Source organism: Kitasatospora cheerisanensis KCTC 2395, from assembly GCF_000696185.1.
Lineage (GTDB): Bacteria > Actinomycetota > Actinomycetes > Streptomycetales > Streptomycetaceae > Kitasatospora > Kitasatospora cheerisanensis.
In genome coordinates, this window is sequence record NZ_KK853997.1 from 6,546,856 (window position 1) to 6,563,521 (window position 16,666).

17 protein-coding genes are annotated in these 16,666 nt (G+C 74.3%); 5 read left to right on the forward strand and 12 right to left on the reverse strand.

Annotation, left to right across the window (positions count from 1 at the left end; translation table 11 throughout):
- The 5 genes from KCH_RS42810 to KCH_RS29370 all read right to left on the reverse strand — a co-directional run.
- Nucleotides 1-647: hypothetical protein (locus KCH_RS42810; protein WP_208865999.1), on the reverse strand; the 647-nt coding region annotated here is incomplete at its 3' end.
- 108 nt (nt 648-755) lie between these two features.
- Nucleotides 756-1,475: a sulfite exporter TauE/SafE family protein gene (locus KCH_RS29355; RefSeq protein ID WP_244305480.1), complete on the reverse strand. Its 720-nt coding sequence runs from the start codon at nt 1,473-1,475 to the stop codon at nt 756-758.
- Nucleotides 1,476-1,509: 34 nt separating this feature from the next.
- Nucleotides 1,510-1,872 carry a hypothetical protein gene (locus KCH_RS29360; RefSeq protein ID WP_051653575.1) on the reverse strand — a complete coding sequence of 121 codons (363 nt, stop codon included), beginning with the start codon at nt 1,870-1,872 and terminating at the stop codon, nt 1,510-1,512.
- A 71-nt stretch (nt 1,873-1,943) separates the two neighbouring features.
- Nucleotides 1,944-2,876 (reverse strand): 1-phosphofructokinase family hexose kinase, encoded by a 933-nt coding sequence (locus KCH_RS29365; RefSeq protein ID WP_035867949.1) that lies wholly within the window; start codon nt 2,874-2,876, stop codon nt 1,944-1,946.
- Between the two features lie 104 nt (nt 2,877-2,980).
- Nucleotides 2,981-3,835, reverse strand: a complete 855-nt coding sequence (locus KCH_RS29370; protein WP_035867950.1) for an Fpg/Nei family DNA glycosylase — start codon at nt 3,833-3,835, stop codon at nt 2,981-2,983.
- 194 nt (nt 3,836-4,029) lie between these two features.
- Here KCH_RS29370 and KCH_RS29375 point away from each other — a divergent pair, with 194 nt between their 5' ends.
- Nucleotides 4,030-4,878 carry a DMT family transporter gene (locus KCH_RS29375; protein ID WP_035867951.1) on the forward strand — a complete coding sequence of 283 codons (849 nt, stop codon included), beginning with the start codon at nt 4,030-4,032 and terminating at the stop codon, nt 4,876-4,878.
- A gap of 650 nt (nt 4,879-5,528) precedes the next feature.
- Here KCH_RS29375 and KCH_RS29380 read toward each other — a convergent pair.
- Nucleotides 5,529-6,944: an aminotransferase-like domain-containing protein gene (locus KCH_RS29380; protein ID WP_035867953.1), complete on the reverse strand. Its 1,416-nt coding sequence runs from the start codon at nt 6,942-6,944 to the stop codon at nt 5,529-5,531.
- Between the two features lie 44 nt (nt 6,945-6,988).
- On the opposite strand from KCH_RS29380, the gene KCH_RS29385 reads away from it, so the two are divergent.
- Nucleotides 6,989-7,906, forward strand: a complete 918-nt coding sequence (locus KCH_RS29385) for a DMT family transporter (protein WP_084223991.1) — start codon at nt 6,989-6,991, stop codon at nt 7,904-7,906.
- A gap of 24 nt (nt 7,907-7,930) precedes the next feature.
- Here the strand turns inward: KCH_RS29385 and KCH_RS29390 are convergent, their stop codons facing one another.
- Nucleotides 7,931-8,257 carry a rhodanese-like domain-containing protein gene (locus tag KCH_RS29390; protein WP_035867956.1) on the reverse strand — a complete coding sequence of 109 codons (327 nt, stop codon included), beginning with the start codon at nt 8,255-8,257 and terminating at the stop codon, nt 7,931-7,933.
- Between the two features lie 37 nt (nt 8,258-8,294).
- Here KCH_RS29390 and KCH_RS29395 point away from each other — a divergent pair, with 37 nt between their 5' ends.
- Nucleotides 8,295-8,936, forward strand: coding sequence for a TetR/AcrR family transcriptional regulator (locus KCH_RS29395; RefSeq protein WP_157032242.1), 642 nt, complete (start codon nt 8,295-8,297; stop codon nt 8,934-8,936).
- Between the two features lie 115 nt (nt 8,937-9,051).
- Here the strand turns inward: KCH_RS29395 and KCH_RS29400 are convergent, their stop codons facing one another.
- The 3 genes from KCH_RS29400 to KCH_RS29410 all read right to left on the reverse strand — a co-directional run bounded on the left by KCH_RS29400 (nt 9,052) and on the right by KCH_RS29410 (nt 11,970).
- Nucleotides 9,052-9,576, reverse strand: a complete 525-nt coding sequence (locus KCH_RS29400; protein WP_035867958.1) for a hypothetical protein — start codon at nt 9,574-9,576, stop codon at nt 9,052-9,054.
- A 187-nt stretch (nt 9,577-9,763) separates the two neighbouring features.
- On the reverse strand, nt 9,764-10,852 hold the full coding sequence (locus KCH_RS29405; protein WP_035867963.1) for a sugar ABC transporter substrate-binding protein: 1,089 nt from the start codon (nt 10,850-10,852) through the stop codon (nt 9,764-9,766).
- A 161-nt stretch (nt 10,853-11,013) separates the two neighbouring features.
- The gene (locus tag KCH_RS29410) at nt 11,014-11,970 is read right to left on the reverse strand and encodes an EamA family transporter (RefSeq protein ID WP_051653576.1); all 957 of its coding nucleotides are present in this window, start codon (nt 11,968-11,970) and stop codon (nt 11,014-11,016) included.
- A gap of 233 nt (nt 11,971-12,203) precedes the next feature.
- Here KCH_RS29410 and KCH_RS29415 point away from each other — a divergent pair, with 233 nt between their 5' ends.
- Nucleotides 12,204-13,664, forward strand: coding sequence for a lipase maturation factor family protein (locus tag KCH_RS29415; protein WP_035867965.1), 1,461 nt, complete (start codon nt 12,204-12,206; stop codon nt 13,662-13,664).
- A 126-nt stretch (nt 13,665-13,790) separates the two neighbouring features.
- On the opposite strand, the gene KCH_RS41780 is transcribed toward KCH_RS29415, so the two are convergent.
- Entirely contained in the window at nt 13,791-14,249 is a 459-nt protein-coding gene (locus KCH_RS41780) for a hypothetical protein (RefSeq protein WP_157032243.1), read from the reverse strand.
- Between the two features lie 123 nt (nt 14,250-14,372).
- On the opposite strand from KCH_RS41780, the gene KCH_RS37995 reads away from it, so the two are divergent.
- Nucleotides 14,373-16,052, forward strand: coding sequence for a hypothetical protein (locus KCH_RS37995; protein ID WP_157032244.1), 1,680 nt, complete (start codon nt 14,373-14,375; stop codon nt 16,050-16,052).
- 80 nt (nt 16,053-16,132) lie between these two features.
- On the opposite strand, the gene KCH_RS29425 is transcribed toward KCH_RS37995, so the two are convergent.
- A complete protein-coding gene (locus tag KCH_RS29425; RefSeq protein ID WP_051653578.1) occupies nt 16,133-16,612 on the reverse strand; it encodes a MarR family winged helix-turn-helix transcriptional regulator in 480 nt (159 codons plus the stop codon).
- Nucleotides 16,613-16,666 lie beyond the last annotated feature (54 nt).

Genomic DNA, 16,666 nt, shown 5'->3' on the forward strand with positions numbered 1-16,666 from the left:
CGCCTCCGCGAGCCGCTCCGGCCGGACCCGTCCTGGTCCGCGGCGTAATTAACTTCGTTATAGCATACATTATACGAAGTTATACGAGGTTCGGCCGCCAGCGCGTCCACCCGGGCGGCGCCGCCCGTCCGCACCAACTCCCGCCAGGCGTAGGCCACTTCCGGATCGGTCGGGCGGCCCTCCCGAAGGCGGCGGGTGAGCACGGCACCGACCAGGGCGAAGCGGGACTCCCAGGACGGGGCCGCTCGTAGCCGTTCCTCCAGCCGGCCGGCCTCGCGCCCCCACAGGTCCGCGAGCGAGACCGCCGCCGCGCCGGAGGTCGAGAGGCCGCCGAGGACGGCGTGCGCGACCAGCGGTGAGAGCCGCAGTTGCAGGCACACCACGCCGCGACCGCCGCCCCGCAGCCCGTCCGCCCCCAATGCGATCACCGAACTCCCGGACAGCCGGCGGTCCCCGTCGTCCACCGTCATCGGCCCGTCCCCGAGATCGACCCCGATCGACACCGCCGGAAACGGCACGATGCCCAACTCGATCCCGTTCTCCGCCGGTATCCGGAACCCGGCCATGCCGACACCCGGCAGCCGCCACGAGGGAGTCGAAAGCTCCCAGTCGGCCGCCCCCTGCTGCCCCGCCCCGGTGGATCGCACACCACCAGCCTACGGCGGGCCGAACCGGCCGCGAACCCATGCAGAGCAGGGGAGTTGGCGGCACACGGGCCGCCCCCTCCGAGAGCGCCCGGGCGGGGCTGCGGGTGGTCAGAACCCGGCGGTCAGGCCCTTGGTCAGGGTGACCAGGCCGCCGGCCAGGGCCAGGGCGAGGACCAGTCGACGGAGCGGGCGGTCGGGGATGCGGCCGGACAGCAGGTGGCCGGCCGCTGTGCCCGCCGCGACGGCGCTGCCCGCGGCGGCCCATTGCGGGTGGGTGAGAGCCGGGAAGCCCTTCGCGGAGAGCGACATCGCGTTGACGGCCAGCCCGAAGAGCTGGGCGTTCGGTAGGAACTCCCGCGCCGACCAGCCGCAGTTCGCCGCGTACAGCGACACCGCCGGACCGCCCACGCCCGCCGCCGCGTTCAACAGCCCGCCGGCCGCGCCCGCCGCCACCGCCCCGGGCACCCCGCGCAGCGCGGCCGCGCGCACCCCGAGCATCACCACCACGGACGCCACGCTCACCACCGCGCCGATCGCCACCAGCAGCACCGCCTCGGGCGCCGTCGCCGCCAGTCGCGCCCCGACCGGCACGGTGATGGCGGCGGCCAGCACCAGCGGCACCGTTCGCCCCGGCCGGACCCCGCGCCACTCGGCGGCCAGGCCCAGCACGCTGATCGCCCCCGACGCGCAGTTCGACAGCCCCACCCCGTCCGCCGGCCCGAGCAGCAGCACCAGCACCGGCGCGGCGATCAACGCGAACCCGACCCCGGAGAGCCGCTGCACCGCCGCCCCGGCCAGCACCACTGCCCCCAGCACCGCCACACCCACCGCGCAGCCTCCCGTCGAACCCCGCCATCGGGGTTCACCTGCTGTCGACGACCTTCGGCGGACGGCTCCTTGCCGCGGAGCGTTCGGCGGCGCGGCGGGCGAGCGGGGCGGGGGTCCGCTCCCGGCAGGCCAGCCACTCGCGGGCCTCGGCGACGGAGCGCGGCCGGTAACCGGGGCCGCCGCAGCAGCTCTTGTGGAAGCCGACGCCCGCGCCGAGGAGGAGGGTGAGGGTCTGCCAGGCGGCCGTGTCGCGGCGGCGGGGCGCGGCGAAGGCCGAGCCCGCGTGGAGCAGGGGCCCGGCGCAGCGCGGGCAGCGGCGTTCGTGGTCGCCGAGAAAGCGCTGCTTGTAGGAGGCCCGGCAGGGCAGGCAGACGTACGAGGTTTTCCCGTGGGCCATGCCCGCCAGCGTACGGGCGGGCCGGGGGAGGGTTCGACCGGGTTTTCGAAGGCCCGTCCCGGTGGCGGGAGTTACCAGGCGAAGGGGGAGACCGCGCCCACGCGGGAGGCGGTGAGGGAGTGGCGGAGGCGGCGGTAGGCGGCGTCGTCGAAGTGGCCGGCGCGGGGGTGGAGGACGGTCGCGGCGGAGAGGGCGACCGCGTCGGGGAGGATCGCGGACCAGCCGGCGTTGCCGGAGAGGCCGGCGGCGAGCGCCGCGACGGTGGAGTCGCCCGCGCCGGTGGGGTTGCCGGTGACGGCGGCCGGCGGGGCGCAGCGCCAGGCGCCGTGGGTGTCGACGGCGAGCAGGCCGTCGGCGCCGAGCGAGGCGAGGACGGCTTCGGCGCCGCGCCGCAGCAGGGTGCGGGCGGCGTCGTGCGGGTCGGGCAGGCCGGTGGCGGTGGTGAGTTCGGAAGCGTTCGGCTTGATCACGGTGGGCCGGGCGGGCAGCGCGGCGAGCAGCGCGGGGCCGTCCGCGTCGAGCACCACGGGGATGTCGAACGTGCGTCCGAGGGTGACGAGTTGGGCGTATCCGTCGACGGGCGCGCCGGGCGGGAGGCTGCCGGAGAGGACCAGCACGGCGGCCTGCGGAAGGTGGCGCCGGGTCTCGGCGACCAGGGCGTCCCACTCGGCGGGGTCGAGCACCGGGCCGGGTTCGTTGAGCATGGTGGCGTCGGTGGGGTCGATCACGGCGACGGTGCGGCGGGTGTCCCCGGCGATCGGGACGGGGGCGTGGTCGAGCCCGGCGGCGGTGAGTTCGGTGCGGACCGCGTCACCGGTGGGGCCGCCGAGCGGCAGGACGCAGCGGGCCGGGCGGCCCAGCGCGGTCAGCACCCGGGCCACGTTGACGCCCTTGCCGCCGGCCTGGGTGGCGACGCCGGTGACCCGGTGGCTGGTGTGCGGGCGGAAGCAGGGAACGGTGTAGGTGACGTCCAGCGCCGGATTGGGTGTGACGGTGAGGATCACGACGGACGCCCCCAGGAAACTCGACTGGCTGTTCGAAGCTGCTTGATCATAGCGATATTCGCGCATATTCGAGCAAATCGAACCCCGGGTGGGCGGCCGGACCGCTACTTGAGCAGCCGGGACAGGCGCCGGTCGGCCAGCACCCGCCCACCGGTCTGGCAGGTCGGACAGTACTGCAGCGAGGAGTCCGCGAAGTTCACCGAGCGCACCGTGTCCCCGCAGACGGGGCAGCTCTCGCCGGCCCGGCCGTGCACCGCCAGGTTGGCCTTCTTCTCCGACTTCAGCCCCTCGGCCGGCGCCGCCCGCAACTGCTCCAGCGCGCCGCCCAGTTCCTGTCGGATCGCCGTGTGCAGTCGCTCCAGCCGCTCCGCGTCCAGGGAGGCGGCCAGCGCGTACGGGGAGAGCTTCGCGGTGTGCAGGATCTCGTCGGAGTACGCGTTGCCGATCCCGGCAAGCACGGTCTGGTCGGTGAGGAAGGTCTTCAGCCGCTGCTTGGCCCCGGCGGCGAGCGCGGCGAGCTGCTCCGGGGTGGCGGCCAGCGCGTCCACGCCGAGGCGGGCGATGCCGGGCACCTGCTGAGGGTCCGTCACCACGTGGGCGGCGAGGCGCTTGGTGGTGCCCTGCTCGGTGAGGTCGAAGCCGCTGCCGTCGTCCAGCACGAGCCGCAGCGCGAGCGGCCCGCGTCGGCTCGGCGGCTTGGCCGGGAAGGACGCGCGCCGGTGCACCCAGCCGGCCCGGGCCAGGTGCACCACCAGGTGCGGGCCGCCGTCGGTGGCCAGGTCGAGGAACTTGCCGTGCCGGGACACGCCGCTGACGGCCCGTCCGGTGAGCGCCTGCACCGGCGGGTCGAAGGTCTTCAACGCCTGGATCGACAGCACGTCCACACGGTCCAGGACGCGTCCGGCGCAGGCGGCGGTCATCCGCTCGGCGAGCGCCTGTACTTCGGGGAGTTCGGGCACCCGTCCAGTCTCGCCCCGCCCGGGCGGCCCGGGCCACCGGAGCGGCGACGGGCGGGGCAGCTGTCGGCAGCCTGCCGGTGCGCGCTAAGTTGTCTGTACAAGTCGGCGGGCCGGTGGCCGGTCGGCCGAGGGCCGCAGCCGGCCGGCAGCGGTCGGTGGGTTGACGGACGGGGAGCCGTCGGAGGGAGATTCGGGTGAGCCAGGACGCCGTCCCGGTCGTGGTGTTGGCCGCCGCGCTGCTGCACGCGGTGTGGAACGCGCTGGTGCACGGGGTGCGCGACCGGCTGGCCGGCGTGGCGCTGATGAACCTGGTGTTCGTGGCCTTCGGCGCGGTGTCCGCGCTGTTCGTGCCGCTGCCCGGGGCCCGCGCCCTGCCGTACCTGCTGGCCTCGACCGCGCTGCAGGTCGGCTACCAATTGCTGCTGGCCCGGGCCTACCGGCTCGGCGACTTCGGCCAGATGTACCCGATCGCCCGTGGCACCTCCCCGGCGGTGGTCGCGCTGCTCGCCGCGACCGTGCTGCACCACCCGGTGCCGGCCGGGCAGGCCGTCGCCGTCGTCGTGATCTCGCTCGGCCTGGCCGGGCTGGCCCTGGCCGGCGGGTGGCCGCGACGCGAGCAGCTCCCGGCGCTGGCCGCCGCGCTCGGCACCGGCGTCCTGATCGCCTGCTACACCGTGGTGGACGGGAACGGGGTGCGGGCCGCGAACTCCACCGGCGGCTACCTCGCCTGGATGTTCGTCCTCCAGGGCCTGGCCGTCCTCGCCGCCGTGGTCGCCGTGCGGGGCCGCACCCTGCTGCCCGCGCTGCGCGAGGGGCGCGCCGCGTCGGTGGCCGGCGGCCTGATGTCCCTCACCGCGTACGGCCTGGTGGTGTGGGCCCAGACCGTCGGCGACCTGCCCACCATCGCCGCCCTCCGGGAGACCTCCATCGTCATCGCGGCCCTGATCGGCACCCTCGTCCTGCGCGAACGCCTCGGCACCCTGCGGCTGGCCGCCAGCGCCACCGTCCTCACCGGCATAGCCCTGCTGGAACTCGCGCACTGACGGCGCGTCGGGCCGGCCGGCCTGCGGCGGCTTTCCTTCACCGTCGGGGGGAGCACCGACGGACCGGCCGACCGCACCCGCCGACCCGACGGCGCCGGCGCTCGGCCTCCAGTGGGCGCTCGCGCTCCAGGAGCTCTGCGAGCTCGGGGCGGTCGCTGTCGTGAGCGGGCAGGTGTCGTCCTCGATCCGAACGCTGATGATGTTCTGCTGCCTCCTGTTCACCGTCGTGTGCTGCGCGGTCGGTGCGGTCTGGGTGCGTCGGTGCCGGCGCAGTGCCGAGGCGCTCACTCCCGGCAGCCGGCCGTTCCGGCTGGGCCGGACCACGGCGGGCCGGTGGATCCCGGTGCTCAACCGGTGGACGCGCTGGCGGGTCCTGCTCGGCCGGTGGCGTACCTGGGGCCTCGCCGGCATCCCGCTGCCGGACCACCGTCCGCCAACTGGCCGCCCCCGACATCCCGTCGACGGACCCCTGGGAGGACGCCGTCGCCGCAGACCGGGCGAAGCTCTCGGCGCATTGAGGCGGGCGCGACGGCCAACTGGTCTGTCACTCGGGTGAGTTGAGTGCGGGTCTGGGCAGGGTGGCAAGGCCGGTCGGGGCCGGCTGCCGGCTCAGGCTCTGCCGACTCGTCGTCCTGCCGGCGTGGAAGCTCTCAGGCCAGGGAGGCCAGTGCGGTGGCCAGGCGGTGGGCGGCGTCGGTCAGTTGGGCGTGGGTTTCGGCGGCGGCGAAGGTGGTGCGGGTGCGGGGGGCGGGTTCGGCGGTGAAGTAGCCGCGGCCGGGGGAGACGGCGACGCCGTGCCGCAGGGCGGCCGAGGTGAAGGCGCCGGGGTCGACCGTGCCGGGCAGCGGGAGCCAGAGGTGGAAGCCGCCGTACGGGAGGCGGTCGGGCAGGAGTTCCGGGGCGCGGTGGGCCAGGGCGGCGGCGAAGAGCTGCCGGCGGTCCGTCAGCTCGCGGGCCAGGGTGCGCAGGTGGCGCGGCCAGTCCGGGGAGGTGACGAGTTCCAGGGCGGCTTCCTGGAGGGGGCGCGGGACGAAGAAGGAGTCCACTGCCTGGACGGCGCGGAGCCGGGCCAGGGCCGGGCCGCGGGCGACCAGCGCGCCGACCCGGAGGCTGGGGGCGGCCGCCTTGGTGAGCGAGCGCAGGTGGACCACGGTGCCGTCGGGGTCGTCGGCGGCGAGCGGCGGCGGGAGCTCGGGGGCGTCGGCGTGGGCGAGCAGCCGGGCGAAGTCGTCCTCCACCACGAAGGCCCCGGCCCGCTTCGCGGCGGCCAGCACGGCCCGCCGCCGCTCGGCGCCGAGCACCGCGCCGGTCGGGTTCTGGAACAGCGGCTGGCAGACGAACAGCCGGGCGCCGGTGGCCGCGAACGCCTCCGCGAGCCGCTCCGGCCGGACCCCGTCCTGGTCCGCCGGGACGGGCACCGGACGCAGCCCGGCGGCCCGGGCGATCGCCAACAGGCCCGGATAGGTGGGGGATTCGACCAGGACCGGCGCGCCGGGCGGGGCCAGCGAGCGCAGCGCCGTGGTCAGCGCACTCTGGCCGCCGGCCGTGATCAGCACCTCGGCCGCGGTGACGCCGCCGCCGATCTCGCGGGCGAACCAGCCGCGCAGCTCCGGCAGGCCCTCCAGCGGCGGGCGGCCCCACGCGCCGGGCCGGCGGGCCGCCCGGGAGAGCGCACCGGCGAGCGCGCGTTCCGGGAGCAGCGACGGGTGCGGGTAGCCGCTGTTCAGGTCGATCACCTCCGGCGGGGCCAGGGCGAGCGCCGCCAGCACCCCGGAGGCGTCCACCGTGCGGGCCGGCGGCGCACCGGCCTCCGCGCTGAGCGCGACCTCCTGCCAGGAGAAGTCGCCCTGCGCGACGGACGCGGGCCGCGGCTCGGCCCGGAACACCCCCGCGCCCGGACGCGTCACCACCACGCCCTCCGCGACCAGCTCGCGGATCGCCCGGGACACCGAGACCGGGCTGACCCGGTAGCGCTCCACCAGCTCCCTGCTACTCGGGACCCGCTCCCCCGGCGAGTAGCGCAACACGGTGCTGCGCAGCGCGTCCGTCAGCTCCTGCACGGTCATTGACAGGCCTTCCGATCAGCACGGAGCGACTGCTACCGTCGTTCATGTCAGCACAGAATAGCGCTATCCCTCTTCCGTCAGTAGCGGTCGGCGGCACCGTCCAGGCCGCCCTGGGGACGCTCTGCTTCTCCTTCACCTTCCCCGCGACCAACTGGGCGCTGCACGGCCTCGGCCCGTGGACGCTCACCGGCCTGCGCGGCGTGCTGGCCGGACTGCTCGCCGCGGTCTGCCTGTTCGCGTCCGGGGCCAAGGTGCCGCCGCGCTCCGCGTGGCCGGGCCTGGCGGCCGTCGTCGCCGGGTGCGTGATCGGCTTCCCCGTCCTGTCCACCTTCGCGCTGCGGATCTCGTCCACCGCGCACTCCGCCGTCGTGATCGGCCTGCTGCCGCTCGCCACCGCGACCGTCGCCGCGCTGCGGGCCGGCTCGCGTCCGCCGCGGGCGTTCTGGCTCGCCGCGTCGGTCGGGGCGGCCGCGGTGCTGGCCTTCACCGTCCAGCAGAGCCACGGCGCGGGCCTGGGCACCGCAGACCTCTACCTGCTCGGCGCGCTGCTGATCTGCGCGGTCGGCTACGCGGAGGGCGGCCGGCTGTCCCGCACCATGCCCGGCTGGCAGGTGATCGCCTGGAGCCTGGTCGCCGCCCTCCCCGTGATGGCCGCCACCGGCGCCTTCGCCCTCGCCGCCGAACCCGCCCACTGGACCTGGCACAGCGTCACCGGCCTGGCCTACCTCGGGGCGGTCTCCCAGTTCGGCGGCTTCGTGGTCTGGTACCGGGGCATGGCCGCGATCGGTGTTCCCCGGGCCAGCCAACTCCAGCTCGCCCAGCCGCTGTTGACCCTCTGCTGGGCCGTCCTGCTGCTCGCCGAACCGCTGCCCGGCACCGCCGTCCCCACCGCGCTGGCCGTCGTCGCCTGCATCGCCGTCACCCAGCGCGCGGGCAGTGCGGCGCGGCCCGCCGGGAGTTGAGCGGCTCCCGGCGGGCCGTGCGGGTCACGCGGATTCGGTGGGGAGGCCCGCCTCGATCCAGTCCTGGATGCCCTCGCGGTACTTGCGGACGTCGGTGTAGCCGAGGGCGGTGAGGCGGTCCGCGACCTGTCCGCTGTTGGCGCAGGCGGGGTTGGAGCAGTAGGTGACGATCGCGGCGGAGCGGTCGGGGAGCAGGGCGGCGGCCCGGCTGTCGACCTCGGACGGGTGGAGCGCGAGCGCGCCGGGGAGGTGCTGGCGGGCGTAGTACTCGCCGGCCAGCGTGTCGACGACGGTCACGGTGCCGGCGTCGATCGCGGCCGACAGGTCGGCACGGGTGATGAGAGCGGTCATGTCACCATCTCCAAGGGATTCGGACTACAGTCCTCTTATGGCTCAGGACATTAACGGACCGCAGTCCGGTTCGGCAAGGGCGGATACGGCGACGCCGCTGGAACTCCTCCGGACCCCGCCGCCCAAGGAGCGTGCCGACGCCGCCCGCAACCGCGCGGCGGTGCTGGCGGCGGCCGGCCGGCTGTTCGCCGAGCACGGGGTGGACGCGGTGTCGATGGACCAGGTGGCGACGGCCGCGGGCGTCGGCAAGGGCACGCTGTTCCGGCGCTTCGGCGACAAGTCGGGGCTGGCGGTGGCGCTGCTGGACGCCCGCGAGCGCGAACTCCAGGAGGGGATCCTGCACGGGCCGGCGCCGCTCGGTCCGGGCGCCGCGGCGGACGAACGGGCGGTCGCGTTCGTGGGGGCGTACCTGGACCACCTGCTGCCGCACCTGGCACTGGTGCGGATGTCGGAGACGGCCGCGCCGGGCGCGCGCTACCGGATCGGCGCGTACCGGTTCTGGCACCGCCACCTGACGGTGCTGCTGGCGGGGACGCCCGACCCCGAGCACACCGCGCACGCCCTGCTCGCGCCGCTGGCGGCCGAGCACGTCACCGCCCTGCTGCCGGAACTCGGCGAGCGGCGGCTGCGCGAGGGCGCCGAGCGCTCGGTCCGCGCCGCGTTCGCCGCGACGGGCTGACGGCGCGTCAGCGGATCGGCCCGTTCGGGTTCGAGGGCGGCGGCCGGTCGGGCGCGGGGCACGGGGCCGCCGCCGGGGCGGTGCGGACGGCGGCGGCGTCCGGGAGGCGGAAGGGTCAGCCGGAGAGGCAGCAGTAGAGGTGCTGGTCGGCCTTCTTGGCGCGGCGGGCGAGGACGCCCAGGCGGTGGATCAGCTGGACGAGTTCGGCGGTGGGGAGCGGGCGGAGCTCCTCGGCGCGGACCCAGCGGGCGGCGAGTTCGGGCAGCCGCTTGCGGTCGATCAGGGCGAGGGTGTCACGGGTCTCGTCGGAGAGTTCGACCACCCAGGGCCCGGTCATCCACGGGTCCTCCTGGTCGACCGCGGTGACCTCGCCCTCGTCCCCGGCCGTCGGCCAGGGCTGCGGTCCGGTCGGCCACACCGAGTGGTCGGGTGCGCCGCCGGCCTCGAACTCCTTGGTCTCCACGGCGGCGACCAGGCGGCGCAGCACGGTGGTCGGGTCGATCCGCTTGGCCCGCACCGACTCGAAGGCCTCGGCGGGCTTCCCGTCCTTGGCGGCCATCACCTTCTGCACGGCCGCCGCGTCGGCGGCCCGGAAGTAGTCGGTCTGCAGGTCAAGGTCCAGGGTCAGGTTCTCGGTCATGTCGCACGCTCCCCTCGCTCGGCAAGGTGCCCAGTGGACCACGCGGAGCGGACGCTTGGGTACCGGGCCACCGGTTCGCCGCCGTCCTGTGATCTCCCGGCCACCCTGCGGAGCCGACCCGGCGCGGACCAGGGGGAGCGGGCCGCGCTCGTCGCCCCCGCACAGGGCGCGGCGCGGCCCGTCCCGGTCAGTAGGAGCCGGGGATGTTCGCGGCCCGGCAGGCCGCGGCGAACTGCGGGCTGCAGATCTCCTCGGCCTTGTAGAGGCCGGCCGCGACGACGGTCTCGGCGACCTTGGCCTTGGTGACGACGACCGGGCTGAGCAGCATCGAGGGGATCTGGTTGTCGCCCGAATCGGTGATCGTGGAGGCCACCGAGGTGACGTCGATGCCCTTGACCAGGTAGACGGCCATGTTGGCGGCGGCCTCCGCCTCCGGCTGGTACGGCTTGTAAATGGTGTACGCCTGCTCGCCGGTGAGGATCCGTCGGACGGCGTCCAGTGAGGCGTCCTGGCCGCCGACCGGCACGTCGGTGCGGCCGGCCTTGTGCAGGGCGTCGATGATCGCGCCGGCCATGCCGTCGTTGGCGGAGTAGACGGCCTGGAAGCCGTTCTTGCCCAGCTTGCTGATCGCCTCGTTGACCTTGGCGGCGGCCACCTCGGGCTTCCACTCGCCGGACTGCTCGTAGGCGATCCGCTTGACCTTGCCGTCCAGCGCCCGGTGCGCGCCGGTCTTGAAGTCGGCCGCGTTCGGGTCGGTCTCCGCACCGTTGATCATCACGATCTCGGCGTTCGAGGCCTTGGGCCCGAGGGCCTCCAGCAGCCCCTGGCCCTGGAGTTCGCCGGTGCGCTGGTTGTCGAAGGAGATGTACGCGGCGACCTTGCCGGCGGCCAGCCGGTCGTACGCGATGACCTTGGTGCCCTTCTTCGCGGCCTCGTCCACCCACGGCGCGGTGACGGCGGCGTTCACCGGGTCGAGCAGGATCACCTTGACCTTGCGGGCGAGCAGCGCGTCGAACTGCTGCTTCTGGGTCTTCTCGTCCCCGTCGGCGTTCGCGTAGTCGATGCTGCACTTCGTGCACTGGCCGGTGACGGCGGCCTCGATCAGCGGCTTGTCGAACGCCTCGTACCGGGTGGACGAAGCGCGTTCGGGCAGCAGCAGGCCGATCGCCTGATTGCCCGAGGCCGACGCGGAGTTGTCGTCCCCGCAGGCGGCGAGCGACATCGTCATCGACACGGCGGCGGTGCCGATGACGAGTCGACGCGTCATCGAATTCATGGTGGGTGGTGCCTCCCTGACAGCGCCGCGTCCCTGCGGCGAGGTGAAGGGGAGTCAAGCCCACCCATCATGTGTCGTCAAGAAGTAAATCATTGGTCAGGGGGATAGAACCAAGTCGTTACCTTCTTGAATGCAAGTCGGGAGGTCCGCCCGGATTGCGGTCAGCGCTCGTTGCGCGCCACCAGGAACACGCCGCCGACCACGATCGCGCCGCCGAGCATGATCGGCCAGGTCAGCGACTCGGAGAGGATCAGCCAGCCGAGGAACACCGCCACCACCGGATTCACGTACGCGTAGGTGGCGACCAGCGGCAGCGGTGCGCGCTGCAACAGCCAGGCATAAGACGTGAAGGCGACGATGGAGCCGAACAGCACCAGGTACGCCAGCCCCACCCAGGACGCGGTGGACACCTCCGCCGGGTGGAAGCCGGCCGGCTCGCCCCGCAGGAAGGACAGCGCGAGCGCGCCCACCCCGCCCGCGAGCATCTCGTACACGCTCGCCACGAACGAGTCGGCCGGCATCGGCAGCCGCCCCGCCAGCACCGAGCCGAGCGCCCACACCACCGCGGCGGCCACCACCAGCAGCATCCCGGACAGCTCCACCTCGCCGGTCAGGCCCGGCGCGGTCAGCACCGCCAGGCCGACCAGGCCCACCAGAACGCCAGCCAGCGTGGCCGGCCCGGTCCTGGTGCCGAACGCCCGCCGCAGCAGTACCACCCACAGCGGCACGCTCGCCACCATCAGCGCCGCCAGCCCCGACGGCACGGTGCGCTCCGCCAGCACCACCATGCCGTTGCCGCCGACCAGCAGCAGCACGCCCACCAGGGCGGCGGAGGCGAACTGACGCCACGTCACCCGCAGCGTGCGTATCCCGCGGCGGGCCGCCAGCCCCACCGCCAGCAGCGCCGCCGCCGCGACGAACCGCAGCGCGCCCGAGAGCAGCGGCGGCATGGTCTCCACCACCACCCGGATCGCCAGATAGGTCGACCCCCACACCACGTACACGATGCCGAGCGCCGCCCAGACCGCCGCGCCCAACCCGGCCGGGCGGGCGCCCGGGGAGCCGGGCGCGGGTGAACAGTCGGGGTCGGCGGCGGACTGCGGAGAGGTTGCGGACATGTGCGTCTCCTTCACTTGCTCCTGACGATGGTTCGGCGGAATGACACCACACTCCGTCCGCCACCGGCAGGGAGTTCCGGCAGCCGATACGCGCGAACCCCGCCCCGCGCACGCCGGACAGGGCCGACCGGATGAACCGGCGCACCACCGCACCCCCAACCGGCCCCACCGCCCCGGCCCCGAGTGGTAGGCATGGGGGCGGCCCGAGCACAGCCGACCCGAGGAGCGGCCGGATGGCATGGTTCGCCGCCCCCGAGTACCGACTCGCCCGCGAGCTGTTCCTGCGCCTGCTCGCCCTCGTCTACCTGTGCGGATTCCTCGCCGCCGCCCGCCAGTTCCGCGCCCTGCTCGGCAGCCGCGGCCTGCTCCCGATCCCGCGCTTCGTCGCCCGCGTCCCCGCCCGCCGCGCCCCCAGCCTGTTCCACTGGCACTACAGCGACCGCCTCTACGCCACCGTCGCCCGGACCGGCGCCGTCCTCGCCGCCGCGCTGCTCGCCGGCCTGGCGAACCACGTCCCGCTCGGCGCCGCGATGGCCCTGTGGGCCCTCCTCTGGGCGCTCTACCTGTCGATCGTCAACGTCGGACAGACCTGGTACGCCTTCGGGTGGGAATCCCTGCTCCTGGAAGCCGGCGCCCTCGCCGTCCTGCTCGGCAACGCCGGCACCGCCCCGCCCGTCCTCGGCATGTGGCTGCTGCGCTGGCTGCTGTTCCGGGTCGAATTCGGCGCCGGACTCATCAAATGGCGCGGCGACGCCTGCTGGCGCAACCTCACCTGCCTCTACCACCACCACGAGACCCAGCCCATGCCCGGCCCGCTCAGCTGGTACTTCCACCACCTGCCCAAGCCGCTGCACAAGGCCGAGGCCGCCGCCAACCACTTCGTCCAACTCGTCGTCCCCTTCGGCCTGTTCCTGCCCCAGCCGATCGCCTCCGACGCCGCCCTGCTGATGATCGCCACCCAGCTCTGGCTGATCGCCTCCGGCAACTTCGCCTGGCTGAACTGGCTCACCGTCGCCCTCGCCTGCGCCGCCCTCGACACCGGCACCCTGCGCCGCGTCCTGCCGATCGCCCCCGACCCGCACTACCCCGCGCAACCCGTCTGGTACCAAACGGTGGTGGCCCTCTACGCCCTGCTCGTCCTGGTCCGCTCCTGGCGGCCCGTGCGCAACCTGCTGTCCCCCCGGCAGCAGATGAACCGCTCCTACGACCCGCTCCACCTCGTCAACACCTACGGCGCGTTCGGCTCCGTCAACCGGATCCGCCACGAGATCGTCCTCGAAGGCACCCGCGACCCCGAGGGACGGCACGGCTGGCGGGAGTACGGCTTCCACGGCAAACCCGGCGAACCCCGGCGGCTGCCACGCCAGTTCGCGCCCTACCACCTGCGCCTCGACTGGCTGATGTGGTTCGCCGCGATCTCCCCCTCCTACGCCCACCCCTGGTTCCTGCCGCTGCTCGCCCGACTCCTCGTCAACGACCCCGACACCCTGCGCCTGCTGCGCCACAACCCGTTCCCCGGCACCCCGCCCGCACTCGTCCGGGCCCGCCTCTACCGCTACCGCTTCACCACCGGCCCCGAACTCCGCGACACCGGCGCCTGGTGGCACCGCACCCCGCTGCGCGACTTCCACCACCCCGTCGGCCTCGACGAGCTGCGCCGACTCCTCCCCGCCCCCGCCGGAGCCCGCCCGTGAACCGCCCCAACTCCCGCCACCCACCCCGGAAAGGCGTACTGTCGGTGCCGCTCCCTACCGTACGGACCACGCGGACGGGCCCCGGCCCGACGCCACCGGTCCAGCGCGGCCCGGCAATTCACGGGGTCAGGTGCGTGCAAGCGTCGAACGCGCACCCGTATTCTGGCCTCCCGCGACGCCACCGCCGCCGCAACCACCCCACCCGCCCCCCTGCCCGCCACCACGCCACGAACCGGACTTCACATGACAGTGCGCACCCTGAACGACGCCGACGACGCCGCGTCCGAGACCGCGTCCGCGACGGACGGCGAGACCCGCCAGAGCACCCGTGAGGAGCTCGGCCGGTTCGCCGACCAGGGCGGCTTCACACTCAACCACGAGACCAACCCCTGGCTGGAAGCCGCCGAGACCCTCAACGGACCCGAGGACGCCCGCGCCGCGTCCACCGTCCTCGCCGAACTCCGCAGCCGCGACACCCGCGCCGTCGGCAAGGCCGCCAACGCCATCGCCGACAAGGCCGGCCTGCGCATCCCCGACACCCTCGGCGGCCTCACCACCCTGCTCGACCTGCTCCAGCGCGTCCACGCCACCTCCGCCACCCTGCGCGCCGAGGTCTACGACCACGACCTGCACCAGCTCGCCGCCGCCACCGGCACCAGCACCTACCGCAAGGAACAGGGCGTCAAGCTCGGCTGGAACCGCCGCCGCGTGCTGCGCGGCCAGGCCCGCGCGCTCGCCTCCGCCGGCACCCGCGCACCCGGCCGCGCCGAGCTCCACGCCGCGCTGGTCGCCGCGGCCGCCGCCCACCGCGACTGGACCGCCCTCGCCGCCGACGTCGCCGGCACCACCCGGCCGTCCGTGCCCGTGGACGGGGCCCTCCTCACCGAGACCGCGAACGTCGTCGAATCGCTGGCCGACGCCGTCCGCTCGCTCGCCCGACTCCTCCCCGAGCGCGCCCTCGACTCCCTGCCGCTCGGCGAACTCGCCGACCTCGTCGACCGGTTGGCCGCCGACGAAGGCACCCTCTACCGGCTCTCCGCCCTCCGCCAGCTGCGCCTCGAACTCGCCGAACAGGGGCTGACGGAGCTGCTGGAGGAGCTGACGGAGCGTCAAGCCGACAAGGACGCTGCGCTCGCCGCCTACGACCGTCACCAGTCCGCCCGCGCCGCCCTCGCCGCAGGGCCGCGCCAGGCGACGGACGAGACGGCCGGGGAGACCGAGACCGCGGTCGACGAGGCTGCGGTCGAGGAGGCTGCGGAGGTCGCAGTTGAGGAGGCTGCGGTCGAGGAGGTCGCGGAGGAGGCTGCCGTCGAGGTGGCGGTCGAGCCCGAGACCGAGCCGGTTGTCGAGGCTGCTGCCGAGGTTGAGGCGGAGCCGGTTGTTGAGGCCGAGGCGGACGTCGAGCCTGAGGTCGAGCCGGTTGCCGAGATGACGGAGGTTGAGGCCGAGGCGGAGGTTGAGCCTGTGGTCGAGCCGGTTGCCGAGGTGACGGAGGTTGAGGCCGAGCCGGTTGTTGAGGCTGCGGCCGAGGCGGAGGCTGAGCCTGTTGCCGAGGCGCAGCCGGTTGCTGAGACGGAGCCGGTTGTTGAGGCCGAGGCGGAGGTTGAGCCTGTGGTCGAGCCGGTTGCCGAGGTGGCGGCTGAGGTTGAGGCCGAGCCGGTCGTTGAGGTCGAGGCGGAGGCTGAGCCCGTTGCCGAGACCGAGCCGGTCGTTGAGGCTGAGCCGGTGGTAGAGGCCGTGGCCGAGGCGGCGGTTGAGCCTGAGGCCGAGCCGGTCGCGGAGGCGGCGGCCGAGGTTGAGCCCGTTGTCGAGGCTCCGGTCGAGGTTGTCACGGAGGAGGCTGCTGCCGAGGGTGAGGCGGAGCCGGTCGTGGCGGCGGAGGTTGAGCCCGAGGCCGAGCCGGTCGCGGAGGCCGTCGCCGAGGAAGCGGCTGAGGTTGTGGCGCCGGTGGTTGAGGCCGAGCCGGAGACCGAAGCAGTCGCTGAGCCGGTCACCGAGCCGGAGTCGGTGGTGGAAGCCGTCGCAGAGGCGGAGGTTGAGCCTGAGGCGGAGCCGATTGTTGAGACCGAGGCCGAGCCGGTGGTTGAGGCCGTCGTCGAGCCTGTCGTCGAGGTTGAGGTCGAGCCGGTCGTCGTGCCCGAGCCTGTCGTTGAGGCCGTCGGCGAGACCGTTGCGGGGCCGGTGAAGCCGGAGTTGACGCCTGGGAAGCCGATCACCGGGTACTCCGCGGAGGAACTGGTCGCGTTGGTGGCGTGGTTCGACGCGGACGGGACGGTGCGGAGTGACGACGAGTTGCTGCGGGCGGCGATGAAGGAGCTCGGGTTCGCCCGGCTCGGGCCGCGGATCAAGGAGGCGCTGGGGGCCGCGGTGGCGGCCGTCCGGGGCTGACATTCCACCAGTGGTGCCCTTCGTGCCCGTCGTTGTGCGAGTTCGCGCAGCGGCGGGCACGGTCGTTTCCGGGAGGACGGTCAGCGGGGCTGTTCGCGGAGGGCCTTGGCGAGGGCCTGGAGGGCCGGGGCGGCGTCCTTGAGGGTGGTGCGGTGGGCGGGGGAGAGGGCGGCCAGGGAGTCGGCGAAGATCTCCGTCCAGGCCTGTTCGACCAGGGCCATGCCGTGGACGGCGCCGGCGGTGGGGTGCAGTTGGACGGCGCGGCGGTCGTGGGGGTCGGGCTCGCGGCGGACCAGGCCCTGGGCGACGAGTCCGCGCACGGTGGTGCTCACGTTGCTGGCGTGCAGGCCGAGTTCCCGGGCGACGGTCTTGACGCCGACGCCCGGCGAGTCCAGGACGTGGCGCAGGACTTCCAGGTCGGACGGGGCGAGGGGGGTCAGTCCGGCCTCGCCGGGGCCGCGCAGTCGCAGGACGCGGCCGAGCGCGTACAGGGCGGGGGTGAGGGCCCGCGCCTCGCGCAGCAGGGCCGGGTCGTCGTCCGCGTCGGTCGAAGAAGTCATGGCGTGACCCTAGCAATACCTATAGCTATACCTCTATACATGGAGTGCGCCTGT

What these genes read in the sequence shown, in the direction of transcription:
- KCH_RS29360 (WP_051653575.1), bottom strand. Translation starts at nt 1,872, where the DNA reads ATGGCCCACGGGAAAACCTCGTACGTCTGCCTGCCCTGCCGGGCCTCC.
- KCH_RS29380 (WP_035867953.1), bottom strand. Translation starts at nt 6,944, where the DNA reads ATGACCGTGCAGGAGCTGACGGACGCGCTGCGCAGCACCGTGTTGCGC.
- KCH_RS29385 (WP_084223991.1), top strand. Translation starts at nt 6,989, where the DNA reads ATGTCAGCACAGAATAGCGCTATCCCTCTTCCGTCAGTAGCGGTCGGC.
- KCH_RS29390 (WP_035867956.1), bottom strand. Translation starts at nt 8,257, where the DNA reads ATGACCGCTCTCATCACCCGTGCCGACCTGTCGGCCGCGATCGACGCC.
- KCH_RS29395 (WP_157032242.1), top strand. Translation starts at nt 8,295, where the DNA reads ATGGCTCAGGACATTAACGGACCGCAGTCCGGTTCGGCAAGGGCGGAT.
- KCH_RS29400 (WP_035867958.1), bottom strand. Translation starts at nt 9,576, where the DNA reads ATGACCGAGAACCTGACCCTGGACCTTGACCTGCAGACCGACTACTTC.
- KCH_RS29405 (WP_035867963.1), bottom strand. Translation starts at nt 10,852, where the DNA reads ATGAATTCGATGACGCGTCGACTCGTCATCGGCACCGCCGCCGTGTCG.
- KCH_RS29410 (WP_051653576.1), bottom strand. Translation starts at nt 11,970, where the DNA reads ATGTCCGCAACCTCTCCGCAGTCCGCCGCCGACCCCGACTGTTCACCC.
- KCH_RS29415 (WP_035867965.1), top strand. Translation starts at nt 12,204, where the DNA reads ATGGCATGGTTCGCCGCCCCCGAGTACCGACTCGCCCGCGAGCTGTTC.
- KCH_RS29425 (WP_051653578.1), bottom strand. Translation starts at nt 16,612, where the DNA reads ATGACTTCTTCGACCGACGCGGACGACGACCCGGCCCTGCTGCGCGAG.